This is a genomic window from Clostridium nigeriense (genome assembly GCF_050585265.1).
Taxonomy (GTDB): Bacteria; Bacillota; Clostridia; order Clostridiales; family Clostridiaceae; genus Clostridium; species Clostridium nigeriense_B.
In genome coordinates, this window is sequence record NZ_JBNOOE010000005.1 from 180,817 (window position 1) to 201,242 (window position 20,426).

Annotated in this window: 15 protein-coding genes and 1 riboswitch; of the genes, 1 reads left to right on the forward strand and 14 read right to left on the reverse strand. The window is 28.8% G+C overall.

Annotation, left to right across the window (positions count from 1 at the left end):
- Nucleotides 1-135: 135 nt before the first annotated feature.
- The 12 genes from ACQPVP_RS06755 to ACQPVP_RS06810 all read right to left on the reverse strand — a co-directional run bounded on the left by ACQPVP_RS06755 (nucleotide 136) and on the right by ACQPVP_RS06810 (nucleotide 16,266).
- Nucleotides 136-327: a hypothetical protein gene (locus tag ACQPVP_RS06755; protein ID WP_430848406.1), complete on the reverse strand. Its 192-nt coding sequence runs from the start codon at nucleotides 325-327 to the stop codon at nucleotides 136-138.
- Nucleotides 328-365: 38 nt separating this feature from the next.
- Complete coding sequence (locus ACQPVP_RS06760; protein WP_430848408.1) at nucleotides 366-620, reverse strand: hypothetical protein; 255 nt, start codon at nucleotides 618-620, stop codon at nucleotides 366-368.
- Nucleotides 566-1,576 (reverse strand): ABC transporter ATP-binding protein, encoded by a 1,011-nt coding sequence (locus ACQPVP_RS06765; RefSeq protein WP_430848410.1) that lies wholly within the window; start codon nucleotides 1,574-1,576, stop codon nucleotides 566-568. Before ACQPVP_RS06765 ends, ACQPVP_RS06760 begins: the two co-directional genes overlap by 55 nt.
- Nucleotide 1,577: 1 nt before the next feature.
- On the reverse strand, nucleotides 1,578-2,597 hold the full coding sequence (locus ACQPVP_RS06770; RefSeq protein WP_430848412.1) for an ABC transporter ATP-binding protein: 1,020 nt from the start codon (nucleotides 2,595-2,597) through the stop codon (nucleotides 1,578-1,580).
- A gap of 11 nt (nucleotides 2,598-2,608) precedes the next feature.
- Nucleotides 2,609-3,520, reverse strand: a complete 912-nt coding sequence (locus ACQPVP_RS06775; RefSeq protein ID WP_430848414.1) for an ABC transporter permease — start codon at nucleotides 3,518-3,520, stop codon at nucleotides 2,609-2,611.
- 3 nt (nucleotides 3,521-3,523) lie between these two features.
- Nucleotides 3,524-4,498: an ABC transporter permease gene (locus ACQPVP_RS06780; RefSeq protein WP_430848416.1), complete on the reverse strand. Its 975-nt coding sequence runs from the start codon at nucleotides 4,496-4,498 to the stop codon at nucleotides 3,524-3,526.
- A 70-nt stretch (nucleotides 4,499-4,568) separates the two neighbouring features.
- Nucleotides 4,569-6,461, reverse strand: coding sequence for an ABC transporter substrate-binding protein (locus tag ACQPVP_RS06785; RefSeq protein WP_430848418.1), 1,893 nt, complete (start codon nucleotides 6,459-6,461; stop codon nucleotides 4,569-4,571).
- A 343-nt stretch (nucleotides 6,462-6,804) separates the two neighbouring features.
- Nucleotides 6,805-8,991, reverse strand: coding sequence for an alpha-galactosidase (locus ACQPVP_RS06790; protein WP_430848420.1), 2,187 nt, complete (start codon nucleotides 8,989-8,991; stop codon nucleotides 6,805-6,807).
- A 316-nt stretch (nucleotides 8,992-9,307) separates the two neighbouring features.
- A complete protein-coding gene (gene hdhA / locus ACQPVP_RS06795) occupies nucleotides 9,308-10,105 on the reverse strand; it encodes a 7alpha-hydroxysteroid dehydrogenase (RefSeq protein WP_430848422.1) in 798 nt (265 codons plus the stop codon).
- A gap of 371 nt (nucleotides 10,106-10,476) precedes the next feature.
- Nucleotides 10,477-11,820, reverse strand: coding sequence for a dicarboxylate/amino acid:cation symporter (locus ACQPVP_RS06800; RefSeq protein ID WP_430848424.1), 1,344 nt, complete (start codon nucleotides 11,818-11,820; stop codon nucleotides 10,477-10,479).
- 407 nt (nucleotides 11,821-12,227) lie between these two features.
- Entirely contained in the window at nucleotides 12,228-14,396 is a 2,169-nt protein-coding gene (locus tag ACQPVP_RS06805; protein WP_430848426.1) for a pectate lyase family protein, read from the reverse strand.
- 306 nt (nucleotides 14,397-14,702) lie between these two features.
- Nucleotides 14,703-14,789, reverse strand: a riboswitch (cyclic di-GMP riboswitch).
- Between the two features lie 103 nt (nucleotides 14,790-14,892).
- Nucleotides 14,893-16,266, reverse strand: a complete 1,374-nt coding sequence (locus tag ACQPVP_RS06810) for a bifunctional metallophosphatase/5'-nucleotidase (protein ID WP_430848428.1) — start codon at nucleotides 16,264-16,266, stop codon at nucleotides 14,893-14,895.
- A gap of 214 nt (nucleotides 16,267-16,480) precedes the next feature.
- Between ACQPVP_RS06810 and ACQPVP_RS06815 the strand changes: the two genes are divergently transcribed.
- On the forward strand, nucleotides 16,481-17,380 hold the full coding sequence (locus ACQPVP_RS06815) for a LysR family transcriptional regulator (RefSeq protein WP_430848430.1): 900 nt from the start codon (nucleotides 16,481-16,483) through the stop codon (nucleotides 17,378-17,380).
- 23 nt (nucleotides 17,381-17,403) lie between these two features.
- On the opposite strand, the gene ACQPVP_RS06820 is transcribed toward ACQPVP_RS06815, so the two are convergent.
- Together ACQPVP_RS06820 and ACQPVP_RS06825 are read right to left on the reverse strand one after the other, a co-directional pair.
- The gene (locus ACQPVP_RS06820; protein WP_430848432.1) at nucleotides 17,404-18,150 is read right to left on the reverse strand and encodes a hypothetical protein; all 747 of its coding nucleotides are present in this window, start codon (nucleotides 18,148-18,150) and stop codon (nucleotides 17,404-17,406) included.
- Nucleotides 18,140-20,266, reverse strand: a complete 2,127-nt coding sequence (locus tag ACQPVP_RS06825) for a hydantoinase/oxoprolinase family protein (RefSeq protein WP_430848434.1) — start codon at nucleotides 20,264-20,266, stop codon at nucleotides 18,140-18,142. The genes ACQPVP_RS06820 and ACQPVP_RS06825 overlap by 11 nt, the downstream gene beginning before the upstream one ends.
- Between the last annotated feature and the right edge of the window lie 160 nt (nucleotides 20,267-20,426).

Below are 20,426 nucleotides of genomic sequence, written 5' to 3' on the forward strand. Positions count from 1 at the left end.
AATATAATCATTTCAAATTTAACAGAAGTAAATTATAATAAATTATCCACATAATAGTATATATAATTTCATAAAAATAAAAAAGATGATGTAACTTAAATTATAGTATATAAGTTACATCATCTTTTTTCTATATTATATAGTTAAATCTCTCAATCTATGAATCATGTCAATTTGATTACTATACATATCTTCTCTTTCATTTATATAAATTCTCTTTAACTCCTCATCTTTTTCATTTAAAATCTTATCATCCATGTCTTTTATAAGTTCTCCTATTCTAAAAAGATGTAAAGCAAGTTCAAGAGCATTTTTTTCATTCTCCATTAAATACCTCCATTTTCTAAACATAATAAATTAATTGATTATTTGTTCCTATTGTTTAAATACCTTATTGGTATCATTCCTCCAAATATTATAAACAAATTAACAACTATCACCATTACATAGAGAACCTGTGCTGCTGGATCTTTTCCTACTAATATGAACCCTAGCACTGAAATTCCAAGCATACCAAATGATATTGATTGAATAAATTTTATAAAAGTAAGTATTGAATTTAAATCTATATTACTTTTCTTTTTAATACTTCTTGACCTATTCTCTCTACATGATGACATGCTACATATCCCCCTTTATACTCAACCAAATTCGGCTCTTCTTTTTCACATTTTTCAGTATAATAAGGACATCTAGTATGGAACTTACATCCTGATGGTGGATTTATTATACTTGGCATATCCAAAGTTCTTAATGGTAACTCTTTTGATCCTCCATCTGCTCTTTTTCCTACACTTTGAGGTACAGCTGCTAATAGTGCATGGAAATATGGGTGCTTAGGATTATCTATAGCATCATATATATTATTTAATTCAATAATTCTACCAAGATACATTACTACTAATCTACCATTTTTAGCTATATACCTAGCAGTAGCTAAATCATGAGTTATATAAACAAAGGATATATTATATTTCTTATTCATCTTTGTCATTAAATCTATAAGAGAAATTCTTAAAGATACATCAACCATTGATACTGGTTCATCAGCCACTATTAGTTTTGGTTTAACAGATAATGCTCTTGCTAAAAGAATTCTTTGTCTTTGTCCACCACTTAATTGATGGGGGTACTTATATAAGAACTGCTCTTGTGGAACCAATCCTACTTCTGCAAAATACTCCTTTAATATTTCTTCTGCCTCTTGTTTATTCTTAGCAATTTTATGTTGCAATAAGGGCATTGATAAGGATTGAAATATTGTTCTATTAGGATTTAATGCTGCAAATGAATCTTGATGAACCATTTGAACCCCTAATCTATATTCTTTAAACTCAGCTTTTTTTAATTTACTAATCTCCTTTCCCTTATATAAAATTTTCCCTTTTGTTTGCTTATGGATTCCAACTATAAGCTTTCCTAGAGTAGTCTTACCACAACCACTTTCTCCAACTACAGCAACTATTTCTCCCTCTTCAACTTCTAAGTTTATATCAGATAAAACCTTAACTTTTTGTTTTTTATTTACTCTATTATCAAATTCGATATCTAAGTTTTCTATTTTTAATAAACTCATTTTATGCACCTTCCTTTCCTACTATTTCAAGGCGTTCTGCTAGTGTATAACATCTAGTACATTTCTCATCATTTATTTTATACATTACTTTAGTTTTCTCCCTATCAGCTTCACAATTTCCTTCTAAGAAAATACTGCATCTTGGAGAGAACTTACACACCTTAAAATCTTGAGTAAGATTTGGCGGATTTCCTGGTATAGCCTTACGCTGTGTAACATCATCATTTAATGTTGGAATAGCATTCAATAATCCCTTAGTATATGGATGTGATGGCTCTCTAAACACTTCAGTAACTTCTCCATATTCAACTAATTCTCCAGCATACATAACAGCAATTCTATCTATAACTCCTGATATAACAGAAATATCATGAGTTAAGAATATTAATGTCACACCTAATCTTTCATGGATATCTTTTAAAAGGTCTAATATATACCATTGTGTTATAACATCTAAGGCTGTTGTGGGCTCATCTAATAAAATCACTTTTGGATCTAGTATTAGACTCAATGCAATTAGTACTCTTTGCTTCATACCACCACTTAATTGGTGTGGATAATACTCTAATACATTAGTATCTAACCTTACATATTTTAATACTTCCTCTGCCTTCTTTATTATTTTTTCCATTGGAGTGTCTGGATCATGAGCTAATACTGTTTCTATAAAATGTTCTTTTATTCTTAATACTGGGTTTAATGCATTTTGTGCAGCTTGGAATACCGTAGCTATTTCTTTCCATCTATATTCATTAAACTCATTAACATTTAAATCTAATAAATTAATTTTATTTTCTTCATCATCATAGTAATAAACTTCCCCTGATGTAATCTTTCCAGGCGATTGCACAAGATTTAATATCCCGGAAGCAAGAGTAGATTTACCACTACCACTTTCCCCTATTATTCCTATTACTTCATTTTTATATATTGTAAATGAAACATTATCACATGCCTTTAGATTTCCATTCTTTAAAAAGAATTCTATTGTAAGATTTTTAACTTCAATTAATGGTTTCATAATATATCCTCCTATTTGCGTAGTCTTGGATTCATAGCTTCATCTAAACCATTTGCAAAGAAGTAGCATCCTAATTGGAATAATACGATTCCCATTATCGGTGTCATAAAATACACTATTGGTCCAAAACCTCCATATAAAACTGCTGATTGTGACATTGCCATTTGTATCATCATTCCCCAGTGACTACCTTGAAATGGAACTAATCCCAAAACCATTAAAGAAACTGATGTCATTATGGCCCCTTTCATTATAGAGATGAAGTTAATAGCTATAAAAGAAGTTAAATTTGGTACTACATCTTTTAATATAATATTCATTGTACTAATTCCCATTACCCTACTAGCTTCAATGAAATCTTTATTTCTAATCACAAGAACTTGAGATCTTATAGCTTTTGCAAGACCTGCCCAAGACCATAAACTTAATACTAAACCAAATAAAACATCATTACTTACATTAATAACCATAGATAAAACCATTGTTACTGGTAAAGTAGGCATTGTTAAAACTATATTTGTTACTAACATCAATATTTCATCAATCTTACCCCCAAGTAACCCAGCTGTAATACCTATTCCACATGCAAATAATATAGAAAATAAAGCCGCATAAAACGCCACCAATAAAACTGATCTTGATCCATTAATAAACAAGGCTAATATATCTCTTCCTGCATAATCTGTACCTAATAAATGAGCTGATGAAGGCGCCTTTAACCTATCCAAATAATTAGAAGCTGGATCTTTAACTATCATAGGCCCAAATGTAGCTAATAGTAAAAAGAAAACTAATATTAAAAATCCTACTCTAGCCATTTTATTTCTCCAAATTACTTGAAAAAACTCTTTTAATGAGGTTAAAAATGATCCTTCCTTTTCAAAAACTTTTGTTTTATTATTTAAACTTAGTGAACTACTCATAATCTATTTCTCCCTTAACCTTGGATTTAACCTAGTATTTAAGAACTCTGCAAAAAGTCCTGATAGTAATACCATAACTATTATCATTAAGAACATACCTTGCATAAGTGTATAATCTCTTCTCGAAATAGCTGTAGTTAAATAGTATCCAACCCCTGGATAAACAAATAAATTTTCTATTAGCGGAGATCCTCCAAACATCATACCAAATGAAATTGCAACACTTGTTACCATTGGTAGCATTGCATTTCTACCTAAATAGCTAAATATTATACGCTTGTTAGATATTCCTCTTGCCTTAGCATAATTTATATAATCTTCTCCTAAAACTGATAAACAGTTTGCCTTCATTCCCATTATCCATCCTGCTAATGTAGTTAAAAAATATGCAAGTATTGGTAGAGAAGCATGACTTAATACATTCATTATAAACTTCAAATTAAAGCCAGGAGTTATAGATGAACTATATGCTCCTTTTGATGGAAATAAACCAAGAGTAAGTGAAAAAATTAAAACTAAAAGATAAGCAACTATATAATCTGGTATAGATCCCAATACTGCTTGATATCCAGTTACTATTCCATCAAAAATCTTACTTCTCTTCCATGCAACATATATACCTAAAATTACACCTACACTAAATGATAAGAGCAATGATATAGAACAAACTAATAAAGTCCATGGTAATGCTCCTAAAACTATCTTTGATACTGAATCCTTAAATGACATTGATTGCCCTAAATTTCCAGTAGCAATTCCCTTAACATATGAAATAAATCTTTCTAATATTGGTTCATCTGGATCATAATTTAATGCTAATTTTGCTTTATTATAAGCTTGGTCATATGTTAATTGACCTGTTCTTATATAATCCTGTGCTAATGTCTCTACTGGATCACCTGGCATAGCTTGTATGACAAAGAAAATTAATAGTAATGCAGCTAACATGGTTACAATGCAAGTAGCTAACTTTTTCATTTTAATCACCTCTTATTATTAATAAGGGCCGTTAAATAACAGCCCTATAATATATTGTTTAATTTTCTAATTACTTAATATAATATAATTCTTCTCCTCTTATCATCTTTCCTAAAATAGCGCTAGTTGTTCCAGACCAATAGAAATCACTTAATTGTTCTCCTGTTGGTGATTCTGCCATTGAAAGTTTTGGATTATGAATTCTAAATACATAATATTTTTCAGTTACAGGAATAAACCATACATTATCATTATAGAATTGAGCAAATTCTTTTGTAAGAGCTGTTATTTCCTCATCTGTTGAAGCATCAAATAATTCTGTTAATTTATCTGAATAGTTAAAGTCTTCCCCAGTTTCTTCATTTTTCCAAACTAATTTTCCTTTTTCAGGGAATTCTAAATTCATCCCTCTCTTACCATACCACCAAACTCCATTATAAGCTTCGAATGGATGTTGAGTGCTTGTTACTGTTGCAAATCCATCTATAACCATATGTCCTTCACCAGATGTTGCATAGTCGTTATATGCTGCTGCTTCTTTTGGTGTAAATACTGCATTTAATCCGAAATCTTTCATCATATTTGCTGCTGCTTCTCCCATTACAACATATGCTGGATATTCACCAACACCAGCAACTATAATTTCTGGACTTTGACCATTAGCATCAACCCATTGATTTCCTTTTTTAGTCCATCCTGCTGCCTCAAGATACTCTGTAGCTTTTTCTAGATTGATATCATAATTCTCTAATGTATTTAGAAAATCTTTATCTAAGTACTTATCTCTTATTGAAGGTGGTAATCCTAGACCATATTCATCACCTTTTACCATTCCTGGTTCTGATACTGGAGCTATTTGAGCTGTATCAATTATATATGCTATTGCTTTTCTAACATTTAAATCATTAGTTGGATACTTTTTAGTATTCATTGTGAAGCCTAATGAGCTAAATTCTGGAACTACCATTTGTCTTATTGTATCTGAATTATTTTCTGCTACTTTTTGAGCTAAATCTGGTGATAATCCCATTCCTTCTGCATCATAATCTCCATTTGATATTGCTAATGCTGTAGACTCTGTACTTGTTGGTCTAATACCTCTAATTTTTTCTATATAAAGTGGAATTCTATAATATGGGTTTTGTTCAAATATAGTTTCTGCTGAAGTAATAACTTTAGGTACGTATGCACCTGAACACTTTATACTTAATATATCTGGCAAATAATTGTTAATTTGAGTAGTTACTTCAGCTACATTCAAGTCTCCTTGCTCAGTAAATTTATAATTTCCGTTTTCATCAAACTCTCTACTGTTTTCAAACTCTTTTTGATATCCCTTTGCAAATTCTCCATATTCAGATTCTGGATATTTTAAAGCTGTTTTTAGTATATAATCAAGCAATAAAGCTGAATCCTTAATATATTTAACCTCTACTGTTAACTCATCTACCTTAGTTACAGATTCTGCATAATATGCAATATTATTTACTGTCATATCAATAAATATAGTAGTCATTAAATCATCTGCTGTTATAGGACTACCATCACTCCATTTAAGATCTTCTTTTAGTTTCAAAGTTAAAATTTTATTTTCAAAATTATAACTTTCTAATAATGATGGTTTAAATGTTTTTTCAGGCTGTGAACTATAATCACATAAATAATCATATATTAAAGGCTCTGTTGACCAGTCTGGCCCACCATTAACTAATGGATTTCCGTGCCCTGCTGGAGCTGGAGTAAATGATACCATTGTACTTAATACAGTTCCTTCAACATCAGCCTTTTCACCTTCAAGCTTAGCATTAGTTAATGCTGTTTCTACACTAACAACTGAATCTAAAATTGATTCTGAGCCTGACCCAGAATCTTTGTTTGTATTGCTACAACTAATTAATGATGTTAAGCTCAATACTAATACCATAGAAATTGATATAATTGTTTTCAACTTATTTCTTTTCATTACGTTCCCCCCGTATAGATTCTAAATTTATTTAGTTGATAATCTAAGTGTACATTCGTGAAATTTATCTGTAAACGTTTTGTAGCTGAGTGGATAATTATAGTATATATATATTAAATTTTGTTTATTTTTTACTTTTCTTTAGTTAAATTTATAAAAAAATCATATTTATTTACAAATATTCTTTACTTTATTACAATATTACCTAGGCATATCATATAATTTATAGTATAAAAATAAGGAGCTATCGCACAATAAAAAATTAAGCGACAGCTCCTTAAATCAAATATTTATTTGTTTGCCTTGAGTCATCCTAAATTATTATATACACTTATACTTATGATTAAGCTAATTTAAAATAAATTAACTTTCCTGAATAATCTCCATATAGGCTAACATTAATACCAGAATACATTAATGCTCCACCAGATAAAACTTCATTAGTTTCCTCATTAACATACATCTTACTTTCTAATAATCCTTTTAACTTAATTCTTCTACTATGATGATTAGGCCTTCCTAATACTTGAATACATGTAACTAAAACCTCACTTTTATCTTTTGACACTACAGCCCAACAATCAAAACTATTATTTTTTGAGAAATTTTCTATACGATAATAATCCCCTGTTCTTACTAAGTCATTAAATTTATGATACATAGCTATTTGATCTGGAATCATCTTTCTATCTTCCTCCGGTATTTTAGTCACATCTAATTCATAACCAAAAGTTCCCGCAAGCGCTACATATCCTCTTGTTTCAAAAGGCGTAGTTCTTCCTACTGTATGATTTGGGCAATCACTAACATGGGCTCCAATTGCAGAAAGTGGATAAACCATTGATGTACCTTCCTGAATTTTTAATCTTTCAATTGCATCAGTGTCATCAGAACACCAAATTTGAGGACTATAATATAGCATTCCTGGATCAAATCTAGCTCCCCCACCTGAGCAATTTTCTAATAAAATATATGGGAAATCAGTTGTTAATCTATTCATCATATCATAAACTGATAAAACATACCTATGAAATATTTCTCCATGTTGTTCTGAAGGAATAACAATACTTCCTAAATCAGTTAGTTGCCTATTCATATCCCACTTTACATAAGTTATATTAGCACTTGAAAGTACTTTTTTAATACTTTCATAAATATAATCAACTATCTCTTTTCTAGATAAATCTAATACATATTGCTCTCTACATAAAGCTGGTGTTCTGCCTTCTATATGAATGCACCAATCTGGATGTTCTCTATAAAGATCTGAATTTGGAGATATCATCTCTGGTTCAATCCATATACCAAATTCCATACCTAAATTATTTACTTCATCAACAAGATTTTTTAATCCGCCTTCTATTTTTTCAGTATTAACAACCCAATCACCTAATGATGAATTATCACTGTTACGCTTTCCAAACCAACCATCATCCATTACTAGCATTTCTATCCCAAGTTCTGAAGCCTCTTTTGCTATTGATAATAATTTTTCAGTATTAAAGTCAAAGTAGGTAGCCTCCCAATTATTTATTAAAATAGGTCGTTTCTTATCTTTAAATTGACCTCTTATTAAATGATTTCGATATAGATCATGGAAAGTTCTTGTCATTTTACCTATACCTTTATCAGAGTATACCATTACAACTTCAGGAGCTACAAATTCTTCATTTTCTTTTAATTTCCATGAAAAATCTTCTGGATTAATTCCCATAACAACCCTAGTTGTATCAAATTGGCATCCCTCAACTTGTGTGAAGAAATTTCCAGAATAAACAAAATTGAATCCGTATACATTTCCGCTTTCATCTGTAGCAGAATTATCTAATAATGCAATAAACGGATTATCTTGATGACTTGATTCTCCTCTAATCGTAGAAACGGAATGTTTTCCATAGCTTATTTTCTTTCTTGAAATATGTCTTTCCCTTGCCCATGACCCATGTAGAGAAATCATATCATAATTAATTCCATCAAAATCTATACATGTAGATAAAACTTTAGTTAAAAATACTTCATCTTTTGAACAATTTTTTATACGTACACTTCTAGTTATTACATCTAGCTCTTCAAAAACACTGTATAATAAAACAACTTCTAAATTTAAATCATTATCTAAACAAGTTATCTCCAGACTTGTACAACTATTATCATCTCCAAATGTAGATGGCAATCCCTTTAAACTTTTCTTTCCCTTATAAATTTTATGAGAAGAATATTGAAGCCTGCATGCTGTATGTCCATTTTTATCCTTTACCCTAAGGCATGATTCTCTAAAATCGCCAATCCCATGTGTTGAATATTCTGTTGGAAAACTATCATAAAATGATACCCTATCACGATTATTTTTTGAAGGTACATACGGAGGTTCTTCTAATCTTAATAAATGATTTATATTATTATCTATTATCTTTTTTCCAAAATAGACATGACCTAAAAACCTTTCCTCATCTACAATTGCTATAATGTAAGATGTATCCCTAGCATCAAGTTTAAATACTTTATGTTCTTCTATAAATTTTATACTCATATATATCTCTCCCCTACTAAAAAATTAAATATAACATAATTTTAAATATAACTTTTAACTTTAAATTAATATAGTATTTTAATATAATCAATATTATTTATAATTATATTAATATTTGTTGTTATTACTGATTTTTTGTATATAATAATTTCTAATTATCCTTAATTGCTCACAAAAGATATAAGTATAAGTTTTACAATAAAAATTTATACCTTATATTTATTTATATTAACAAAATAAAAGACTATCGCTAAAGCTTTTGTAACTCTAATACGATAGTCATTATTAATGTCTTATATATTTTTAATATTACTCATTATCTTTTATTTTTAAGATTTATCATATCTCCAAATATTGGTGTTGCTAATCCAAAGCCCCCTGATACATCTATAATTTGTCCTGTTGTATATGCTGATTCATCACTTGCAAAATAAACTACAGTTGCTGCAACTTCCTCTGGCTTTGCCATTCTCTTAATAGGTATATGCTTTAAGAAAAATTCTTTAAATTCATCAGTTAAAGCTCCTTCAACTGCATCAGTAGCTGTCATACCTGGTAATACTGCATTACAACGTATATTGTCCCTAGCACATTGAACAGCTATAAGTTTAGTTAAATAATTTATTGAAGCCTTACTTGTAGTATAAGCAATTTGTGAAATATCTGGAATTATGCCTCCAATTGAAGATATATTAATTATAGAACCTCCACCATTTTTGCTCATATATTCTATAGCTTTTTGAGATGATATAAATACACTAGCTAAATTTGTATCAATTGTATTTATATATTCTTCATAACTTGTATTTTTTATATCTAAATCTAATTTAGGATTAGAAGTACCAAAGTTATTAACAAGTACATCTATTCTTCCTTCATTTTTAACAGTTTCCTCAATCATAGAAACATAGGTATCTTTTTTATATGCATCATTATATACAGTTTTTACTCTATACCCATTATCATTTAGCTCTTTAGCTACTTCTCCTGCCTTTTCTAAATTACGAGCTGCCATATATACAATAGCACCTTCTTTTGCGCAAGCCTTAACTATAGCTAAACCTATTCCTCTTGTAGAGGCTGTAACTAATACCACCTTATCTTTTAATCTCATATAAATACATCCTTCTTTCAAAAAAATTAAATAAAAAATTGTCAAGATCAAATTGAACTGTTACTTTTAGTGTATCTGTCTTTACGCAATTATCAAGGAGAAACTGGCAGGTCCACTTTATTCTCTTTTATCTTTTATAAACCTATAATATTTATATTTATTAAATTTAAAGTTATAAACAATTCTATATTTTTATTACCATAATTATAGATCTTTTTATAAATATAGTAAACCCTAATTGATATATATAAGTATATCTATTTATACAAACTAATTAAAAAAAATCCATAACAAAAATGTTATGGATTTTTTATTTTAATCATAAATTATGTTATTTTTGTATTTTTATATGTATCTATTATATCTATACTTTAATCAGCATTATAAACTTCTTCATCTAACATTCCTTCAGACTTTGCAACTACAACACTTGTTGCTGCATCTCCTACTACATTTAAAGATGTTACAAGCATTTCTATAGGTCTATTTATAGCAAGAATTAATGAGTAAGCAAGTATTGCTCCATCATTGTTATATCCCATTCCTGATAATACTGTGAAAAGTATTATTGCTCCTGCTCCTGGTGCTGCTGGAGTTCCAGCTGATGCTATTAATGCTATTAATGCAATAACAACTATATTTCCTATTGTTACATCATAACCTGCCGATGATGCTATAAATATTGTTGCCATAACTTGCATTATTGCAGTACCATTCATGTTTATAGTCATTCCAAGAGGTAATATAAAAGATGCTATATCCTTATCAACACCTAGTTCTTCAACTGTTGTTTTTGTGTTTAATGGTAATGTTGCTGCTGATGATGAAGTTGAAAATCCGAATAAAGCAACTTTTCCCATTTTCTTCACAAACTTAATTGGATTAACCTTAGCTCCTATAGCTACAAATATTGCATATCCAAAGATTAGGAATACTAATAAAGTAATTACCGTAACTACTACATATACTAGAGCAGGTTTTAAATTATCTATACCATATATTGCAAATGTTCTTGTTATAAGTACAAATATTGCAATTGGTCCAAACTTAGTTATTACAAAACTTAAAAATACAGTAATAATAGAATTTACTTCTTCTAATAAATTTTTTAATATCTTAATCTTACCTTCTAAATTATTAATACATAATCCTACTACTACTGCTATAAATACAACTGCAAGCACTTCAGTATTTTTAGAAAATACCGATATAATATTATTAGGTATTACACTTACTATCACAAGTAATGGATTTGTAGAACTTGCCACTCCTGCTTGTGCTGAAAGATTATCTACATTAGCAGTAAATAAGCCTAAGTTTTTAATTATAAATCCTACTACTCCTGCTAATACTAATGCAAAAAATGATGTTATTAAAAATCCTGATATAGTCTTAAATGAAATACGTCCAAGCTTCTTAGTATCACTTATTTCACACATAGCTAACGCTATAGAAGTAAATACCATTGGTACAATTATAAGTTGAAGTGAGTTAACAAATAGTTGTCCTATAATATAAAAAATTCCTATAGCACTTGTTGCACCTTCTGCTGATATATCTTGGAATAAAATATTATTTATTTTTCCCCATAAGTCTGCATTTCCATTTGCTATTAAATTTTCTCTTAGTAATAAAAATCCTATACCTATTACTAATCCTAAAACTAAAGCGACAGCCATTTTTATAGCTACTCTATTATTGTTGTTTACTTTCATATTATTTTCTCCTAATTAGTTATTTCCCTATTTGTGAGACTTAAACAACTATATAAGGTTTAATATACTTAAGTTCTAATGATTTTAGTCATCTATATTTTACATAACTAAAATTTTCTAAAGAAAAAAGCCTTCCTAATAAGGAAGGCTACTATAACTGTACTAATAACTTTTTATCTTAATTTTGATTACAATAAAAAGTTAAACTTTATAAGTATACTATAACTTCCTTGCTGATTTCTCGAATCAATTTAAAGGGATTTTTTCTTATATTATCATTCAATATAAAGCTTGTCAATCTTTGTCTAACGTATTCTATATGATTATATATAAGTTTGAATTTTCTAAATACTCTCACAATCATTAAATATTCTATTTTTCTATTACAATTCCATTTCCTTTTAATTTTAAACTTCAACAGACATATAATAAAGTTTTGCTGCATCACCTTTTTTAATAGTATGCTTACCAGCATCTAATTTTACCGTAACTATACCTTTATCCGCTTTATATTTAACTCCATCAACAAGTATATATTTTGAGAAACTAGAATCTAATACTAAAGTTAAAGTTGCAGTACTATCTGTAGTAAATGAGATGCTTGTACTAGTTTCAACTTTTAGATACTTAGTTAAAAGTAATCCGTTATATACCCTTACAATTTTATTTGTTCCTAAATTACCTTTTATAGCAAAATATGAACTTTCGATACCAGACTCTGTGAAATTCTGAACATTAACGTCAGCTGTTTCTGGTTTTTCTGGAATCTCTGGTTCTGATGGTTCTGATGGAACTTCTGGTTTTTCTGGGACTTCTGGAACTTCAGAATTATCACCATCATCAGGACTAACAACTACAGAATTTCCTCCAATAGAAACTATATCTGACTTATAATTTAGAAGTTTTTCCATAAGAGCCTTATTTACTGATGATAATTCATCATCTGCATTTGTAAAAGTCCATGTAAAATCTCCTCCATTAACTCTTCCTGCATAAGCGGTAACAATACTTGCAACATCTTCTACATTATCTGCTTCGTATTTATACATTTTTGAGCTTGTGTCAAAATTATTATAAGTTGTTTTTCCACTTACTGTCTTATATGACGTTGGTACAACTTCATCTCTTGAACTTGCAAGATAAGCATCAAACTGTACATCATCATCCTGTGCATAAATTAAAGACTTTTCTCCAGTTATGCTATTATTATAAGCCTTAATCATTCCTCCAGCTTCACCAGAAAATGTTCCAGCAGATTTTCCAGCTATATCTGAGCCTTGTAGGGAACTAAGCATTGGATATTTACAATTTCTAAATGTATTTGCTTCTACAAAAGCTGATGCTCCTTTCGTAACACCAACACCATATTTTGAATTTCCATCAAAATAGTTATTATAAATATGGATTGTTCCTACTCTAATACGTGGATGTCTTGAATCTGAATGATCAAACCAGTTATGATGATATGTTACAAAAAACTCTTCTGAATCACTCATACCACAAAGTGAAGACTTTCCTGAATCCCAAAAATGATTATATGAAATAGTAACATTAGTGGATTTTCCCTTAACATCTGCTGAACCATCTCCCTTAGCTTGGTCAGCATCACTTCCTGCTGTTCCATAGAATATATCATTATTATGAATCCATATATTTTCATTATCTGTATCTAAAGAAATAGCATCATCAGGGAAAAGCATTATTCCAAGATTTCTAACTTCTACATTTCTTGAGTTTCTTATAAGAATCCCCCAACCATTTATTGTAGCATCTTCACCTACACCTTCAAGAGTAAGATTATAACATCCCTTTAATTGAATATATCCACTACTGTTAAGCCCTGATATATCTGATGCTTTAATTTCACCAATTATACGTATAATAAGATGAGATTTATCATAACCCTTTTGACGCTTTGATAAAATATCAACGAGACCAGTGCATGTAGTTTTAGAACCTTTGGAATTTGTTATAACATCAGCCTTTATTGTATTTATATTATCTGCTGTAACATAAAGTATAGTGGCATCTTCAGCTACAGTTCCGTTATCATTATATCCACCTGATGCAGTACCCATAACAGAATCCTTTGAAAAGGCAAACCCTTCCCTTGTATGAGCCTTAACATTAATTGATGAAGTAACTATAGACTTTAATGTATTTTCCTTTCCATCAAACAATGGAACTATCTTTATAACATAAGACCCTTCTTCAATTCCAACTACATCTGCTCTAAAATAAGATGAATATTGTCTTATTAATTCACTATCTAACTGTCTGTATTTAGAATCAGTTTCTCCTATTCCTTTATAATATACATTATAACCTGATGCACCTTTTAAACCACTCCACTCAACACTTGCATTTTCTAAATCACCATAAGTATTTAAAATAACTATATTTTCTTTATCATAATTACTTATAGCTGTTGAATTAATACTGCTATCTAATTTATAAGCACTAACAGAAGTAGCTTGTGTAATTGCAACTGATGATACTAATGAAATAGCCATGACCTGTAGACATAACCTTTTAGACATACACCTATTTTTCTTTGTTCCTGATTCTTTATACATTTTTCATTCCCCTTTTTAATATATTTATTAAAAAGTGCATTAAAAAAGTATTTCTATATAATTTTGCTTATTCCGTCGCAAGCTTCCAAGTCATAGCAAAATTAATAGAAGCACTTCAAAGCTGAAGGAAGGAAATTATAAAAAGTTATTCATGTGGTAACATCTTTATAATTTCCTAAAGATTAAAAAAGCTGCTCCTAAAGAGCAGCAGAAATAATCATCAAAACCCAAAAAATATATTTATTAGATATAATAAATATTAAATATATTTTTATTAATTTTAATAAAGCAAAAAGTAATGCACTCTTTGGCAACTGGCTGACATAGTTTATTAAAACCTTAGTCCCTATAGCTTTGCGTCCTTAGATTTCTCTAAGTTTGCCTATTAAATTTTACTGACTAATTATATATAATCATTTTACTATTGTAAAGATAATTTTATATGTTTTAATTAATAATTTTATTTTATAATAAATTTGCTATTTATAGATATACTTTATATTTTAATCCATCTATAAATATAAGAGCTATCTAAAAAATTACTTCTAGATAAATAATCCTTAAGTACTATTCTAAGATATTCTACATTATATTTTTCATTTATATTATTAGCTAAAGATTTATAACCAGTACCTCTTTGTAAATAATCTGAAGTAGCAACACTATAATATTTTTTTTCATCAAGTTCTTTACCATTTACAATTATTCTATTAATTCTATTTCCATCATGTTCAATCACAGCACCTGAAATATGAAGTTTTCCTAAAAACCTTCCCCTAAAACCTGGTCCTGCACCATCTTTATAACAAATCTCTGGATCTAAAGATTGCTCTAGCGCCTCTCGTATATATTTACCTTGTATCTCCATATAAGTTGGATTTAGTGGTGATGGACATATTTCAATTAATTTCTTAAAAGATACCTCACCTTTTCTTATACCACTATTCATAATTCCACTATTAATTAAACCAATATCACAATTAAATATATCTCTAATAGCATCTGCTAATAAATTAGTTATAGGATTTTCCTCCACTACATCATGCCACATATCTCTATCTATGCTATAAAGAGATACTCCAAGATTATCCTTTGCAACTTTTCTATTTTCCTCAATAATCTTTAGAATATTTTCATCCATCTCCACATTCTTTATATTAATATTTACTCCATTTATATTAGTTATATTTCCATCATACTCAAAGGCTAAAACTCCTAGATTCTCACCATAGCAACCTGACATATGAATAACTGTATTTTTAACTATTTCTGGTTCTGACATAAGCTCATGACTATGCCCATCAATTATAATATCTATTCCTTCCATAGTATTGGCTATATCAGTATCTTCAATAAGCCCTAAATGTGAAAGCAAAATACATACATCATATTTTCCTTCGTTCGCTCTTAACTCTTTTTCAATTTGCCTTTTATAATCAAGAGTATCCATATCTAAAAGATGAAAAAAAGTTTTAAAATTAGGTGATGTCCCAATTATTAAAAATCTAACTCCAGATTTATTAATTATTATACTTCTTTTAACTCCCTCGATACTGCTTCCATCTAAATGAACCAAGTTGCAAGATAAGAATGGTATCATCTCACTATTTACCATAGAATTTAGAATCTCTAAGCCTTCAAATGCTTCATTATTACCAATTGCAATAGCTTCATAACCTGCCTCTAAAAGCAACTCTGATCCAGCTTTTCCAAATGTACCTTGAAGCATTACATCTTTAAAATCATGATAATCTCCAGCATCTAAAATCAATGTATTTTCATCTTTCAACTCTCTTATTTTAGTAGTAATCCTAGCAAAATTTTCAAATCTGCTATGAATATCATTAGTATGTAATATCTTAAATTTCATAATTCTCCCCCTTCATTTTTAAAATTTATTAAATTTAACAAAAATGGAACATTATATACAAATAAATATTATAAAACTAATTATATACTATCTGTTTAGTATATAAAATTAAAATTTAATCTATTTAAAAATATAATATATTTTTAAAATGTACTTTATAATTTATATTTTTTTTGTGTTATAATATATTTTGTTGCATTTTGTAATATGTGAGGTGATTATTATTACTATTGAACAAATACAATATTTTCTAGCTATAAAAAAATATAATGGATTTTCTCCTGCTGCTAATGAACTTTGTATATCACAATCATCTTTATCAAAGCAAATTAAAGCATTAGAACATGAACTTGACACTACATTGTTTGATAGATCTTCTAGAATTACAAAACTTACTTCTGCAGGTGAAGAATTTTATATTTATGCAGAGAAGTTTTGGAAAGACTATAATAATATAATACAAAGTATGAAAAAGCACTCTCAATCTACAAAAACTATATTAAGACTAGGTACTATAGCTGTTTTAACTCAATACAGACTAACATCAGCTATTGCTTCTTTTAAGAATAAATATCCTAATATAGAAATTAATATTTTTGAAGATGAAAATGATGCAATACTAAGTATGTTATCTAAAGGAGAAATTGATATTGCAATTGCTAGAGATTTTAATATTTCTAGAGAGTTATTTAATGTAATAACCTTAGCTAAAGATGAGTTAGTAGTTGTAACTTCTAATAATCATCATTTTAATAAGAAAAAATACATTTCTTTTTCTGATTTAAAAAATGAAAAATTTATTGTTTGTTCTAAATCTGGAGTTTACGATATTTGCGTAAAAGAATGTTCAAAACTTGGTTTTACTCCTAACGTTATACATAATATAAGTAAGATTGAAACCATTTTAGGACTAGTTTCTGAAGGGCTAGGCATCACTTTAATGGTAAATAATGTATTGAAAACCTTTAGCAATTCTAATATATCCGTACATCCATTAAAAATTCCTATTAATTCAGATTTAGCATTAGTTACAAATATAAAATCTTCTACTAATAAAGATTTAGATATATTTAAAAAGTTTATTATTAAAAATACAGGTGCTATTACTCAATAAAAAATAATTTACTTTGGCTGTCTTTACGACAGCCTCACTATGTCCATTATTTCTCTATATAAATCATATGCAACTTTCGGATAATATAAGTAAACTAAAAATGAATCTAAAATATATGGTGAATACTTTAAATTTAATAATTCTTTAGCAAATGCCATTCCTGCTATTTCACTTAGACACACAATATTTGAATCATTTTTAAAATTACCTAATTTCCACAATCTAATTGTTTCCGTTTGTGTGAACATATTTTTTCCATTATTCTCTTCAATATAATGAAAAATTTCATGTGCTAATAATATTTCTTCTATATTAACATTGTTAAATAAATCTTCTAGATTTTCCTTTTCTATTAAATCAAAAGCTTTATTAACACTATCCTTAAACACAGTGACCTTATTAGGATTAACAAATTGGGCAAAAATAATATTTCCACCACCATTAGGTCTTTGAGGGTAATCAACTTCAACACCTAAATTTTTAGCAATTTCATATACAGTTATATCCCCATTTTCTTTCCTAATCTTTTTAGCATATTTTCGTCCACACTCATTAGCCTTTTCTATTAGTTCTAATTTTTTATCTTCGCTAAACTTTCCTTTTAATGGCTCTCTACGAAATGCATATAGACCCCACTTATCATCTGAAACATTAATTAAGTCTTTTAATATTTTTCTTATATGTGGAATTTTAACTTCCTCTTTTATCTCTTCTCTCTTTCCCATAAAAGAGTTCATAAATCTTTGTGCAAAATTATCCTTATATTTCATTTTTAACTCCTATAACAAATATCTCTTCCTCTTCTTTTACATCTTGTACGATTAAATCCATTAGCATTAAATTTTGTTTTAATTCTGTTCCTGAATCAAAGTCCATTATTCTAGAACCTACACATAAATAAAAATCTGGTCTTATTACGCTATCTGATTTATATACAGTAAGATCCTCATATAACTTTTTAACTGCTACTTCATAATCCTTTGCTTTTACCCTTAATATATCTCCATTATTTCTTTGTACTCTTATAAAACCCTTTTTATCTAAAATTCTAATTAATCTTTTACCTTTAATATTGGTGAAGAATACGTAAAAATACTTATTTTCCTCAGCTAATTTAACATCTATTAAATTTACACTCATATCTTTTGCTGCTAATTCCTTAGCTTCTTCTTTATTGCACTCTTTCAATAAATCTGTTGATTTTACTTCTGCTGATCCAGTTGCTATTGCAATAATTTTTGATGTAGTGTTATCAATTTCAATATGTACATCTACAGTAGAGGACTCTGCTCCATTATCTATTACCCTATTTATAACCTCATTTCTAATATTTTTTACATCCTGAGGTGTAGGATTTGGTATTACTCTTTCAACTGATTCTCTTATCATAGAAAGCGCAACTCCAATAGATGATATTACTTCTGAGTTATCAGGTATATTATAATTTAAATTCAATTTTTTCGCACAATACTCAATAAGGGATGAAGCTCCTCCTCCTACACCTATAAGAGATATTTGGCTTTTATCCAACTTATATTTTTGAACTAATTCTAATATAACTGGCTCTATCTTTCTAAAAGATTTCTCTAAAATTTGAGTTGCTAAATCTTCTATTGTAATCCCCATATAATCAGCAACTACTTTCATTGCACTTCTTGCAGAATTTACATTTCCATAGGCAAATTGATCCGGTTTTACCAAACCTAATACATTTGCTGCACAAGTATTAGTTATAGTAATTCTTTTTCCACTTTTTAATTTTATAGCAATATAATCTTCTGGATCTCCTTCTACCGGTGAAAATAATTCTATTTGTGGTTCAATTATTTCCTCTTCTGGTGTAAATACTGCGTAATCTAATCCGGCTATGTGAGAACTTCTAGGTCCAACATCAATTACACCATTTTTATTTCCACGAACCATACTTCCACCCGCAACTCCTAATACTCTAACATCAATAGAAGGTACATAAGTCTTATGTCCGTCTACCATAGAATAGTCAATTGCAGGTCTTCCATTTTTAATTATTCCTATATTAGTTGATGTACCTCCAACCTCAAAATAAATTCCATTTGATACACGAAGGTACATTAATGTTCCCATTACACTAGCAGCTGGACCTGATAACATTGTAAGAATAGGTCTTTTTCTCATTTCATCAATATCCATTGCTCCACCATCTCCACGCATTATCATAAGTGGAACATTAATCCCCATACTTCTTATGGATTCTTCAGTACTATTTGATACTTCTAGCATCTTTGGTAATATACTTGCATTTATAGCACCTGTTTTAGTCCTTCTAACTAGCCCATAAAGTTTGGTAATATCAGAAGCAATTGTTATTGGCATTCCCATTTCCTTAGAAACTTTAGCAACAGTTAACTCATCACTCATATCATCAACTCCAAAGGCTTTAGATGTAACAATTACTTGTGCACCAAGGTTTTTTAATTCATCTATTTTCTTTTTTACATTTTTAGGAGTTAAATCCTTCTCATTAATTATAGAATTAAAAATTTTTATAACTCTTCCCGTTCCCAAATCTATATCTTTTAATTTAAGTTGTTTTTTAGCTAAATATCCCTCTATACCTCTACCTACAACTCCTATAACTCCAACTTTAGCTACATCACCTTCTAATAAAGCATTAGTTGCTTGAGTTGTACTATGTGCTACAAAAACCACATCTTTAGAATCTATGTTATTTACTTTAAGACAATTTTTAAATGCATCTATTACTCCTCTAGCCACACCAAGTTCATCATCATGAGTAGTCTTAACAGAAAATTTTCCTATAATTTTATATGTACTATTATCAATAGCAACCGCTTTTGTATGTGTTCCTCCAACATCGATCCCTATTCTTACTCCATTATTTTTCACAATAAATCCCTCATTCTCTCATTAAATATATAACTAATATTGCTTTTTATTTTATACTTCTACAAAACTTTTAAATTAGTATATATAAACATTTATAATTAGCTTAATAATTATATCATAATCTTAGTGTAGATTGTTAAAAATTTAATTATTATAAATA

Excerpts from the sequence above, each read along its gene's own strand:
- ACQPVP_RS06755 (WP_430848406.1), bottom strand. The coding sequence starts at position 327 with ATGGAGAATGAAAAAAATGCTCTTGAACTTGCTTTACATCTTTTTAGA.
- ACQPVP_RS06760 (WP_430848408.1), bottom strand. The coding sequence starts at position 620 with ATGTCATCATGTAGAGAGAATAGGTCAAGAAGTATTAAAAAGAAAAGT.
- ACQPVP_RS06765 (WP_430848410.1), bottom strand. The coding sequence starts at position 1,576 with ATGAGTTTATTAAAAATAGAAAACTTAGATATCGAATTTGATAATAGA.
- ACQPVP_RS06770 (WP_430848412.1), bottom strand. The coding sequence starts at position 2,597 with ATGAAACCATTAATTGAAGTTAAAAATCTTACAATAGAATTCTTTTTA.
- ACQPVP_RS06775 (WP_430848414.1), bottom strand. The coding sequence starts at position 3,520 with ATGAGTAGTTCACTAAGTTTAAATAATAAAACAAAAGTTTTTGAAAAG.
- ACQPVP_RS06780 (WP_430848416.1), bottom strand. The coding sequence starts at position 4,498 with ATGAAAAAGTTAGCTACTTGCATTGTAACCATGTTAGCTGCATTACTA.
- ACQPVP_RS06785 (WP_430848418.1), bottom strand. The coding sequence starts at position 6,461 with ATGAAAAGAAATAAGTTGAAAACAATTATATCAATTTCTATGGTATTA.
- ACQPVP_RS06790 (WP_430848420.1), bottom strand. The coding sequence starts at position 8,991 with ATGAGTATAAAATTTATAGAAGAACATAAAGTATTTAAACTTGATGCT.
- hdhA (WP_430848422.1), bottom strand. The coding sequence starts at position 10,105 with ATGAGATTAAAAGATAAGGTGGTATTAGTTACAGCCTCTACAAGAGGA.
- ACQPVP_RS06800 (WP_430848424.1), bottom strand. The coding sequence starts at position 11,820 with ATGAAAGTAAACAACAATAATAGAGTAGCTATAAAAATGGCTGTCGCT.
- ACQPVP_RS06805 (WP_430848426.1), bottom strand. The coding sequence starts at position 14,396 with ATGTATAAAGAATCAGGAACAAAGAAAAATAGGTGTATGTCTAAAAGG.
- ACQPVP_RS06810 (WP_430848428.1), bottom strand. The coding sequence starts at position 16,266 with ATGAAATTTAAGATATTACATACTAATGATATTCATAGCAGATTTGAA.
- ACQPVP_RS06820 (WP_430848432.1), bottom strand. The coding sequence starts at position 18,150 with ATGAAATATAAGGATAATTTTGCACAAAGATTTATGAACTCTTTTATG.